The organism is Gordonia sihwensis NBRC 108236 (assembly GCF_000333035.1).
Lineage (GTDB): Bacteria > Actinomycetota > Actinomycetes > Mycobacteriales > Mycobacteriaceae > Gordonia > Gordonia sihwensis.
This window is the reverse complement of sequence record NZ_BANU01000064.1, coordinates 1-533: the sequence shown is the minus strand read 5'-3', so window position 1 is coordinate 533 and position 533 is coordinate 1. Positions and strand designations below refer to the sequence as shown.

Genomic DNA, 533 nt, shown 5'->3' with positions numbered 1-533 from the left:
AAAAGACGGTCCCTCGAAGTTTGTCGAGTAGGCGGGTGAGCGTAGCGAGCACGCCGTATCGAGACCACTCTGCCGTCGTGTGGTGGTTTCGACTCGCTCCGCTCGCTCAACCAGCCTGAAGCCAGTCTGAAGAGGGTGCGCTCGCGGTCTGTCAGGCGCGCCGTATCCAGACGGCACTCGCCGGCCGGGGTCACGTCCCGGGAAATGGGTTGAGCCCCGATCAGACGGTGTCTGATCGGGGCTCAACAAGTTGTGTTCGGCGGTGTCCTACTCTCCCACACCCATTACAGTGCAGTACCATCGGCGCAGGTGGGCTTAGCTTCCGGGTTCGGAATGGGACCGGGCGTTTCCCCACCGCTATAGCCGCCGTAACAATATGAAACCATCCACACCACAACCCCCACCCAGGGGAATCATGGTTTGTGTGTTGTTTCAGAAGTACATAGTGGATGAACGAGCAAACATTCTGTGTGCGTGTACGCAATCACCGAAACCGACTCACACAACCTCGTGATTCGTTGAATCCGAAAAAA

1 rRNA gene is annotated in these 533 nt (G+C 57.6%); it reads right to left on the bottom strand.

The annotated features are described in order from the left end of the window. Window positions 1-254: 254 nt before the first annotated feature. Window positions 255-371 (bottom strand): 5S ribosomal RNA (gene rrf / locus GSI01S_RS19410). Window positions 372-533 lie beyond the last annotated feature (162 nt).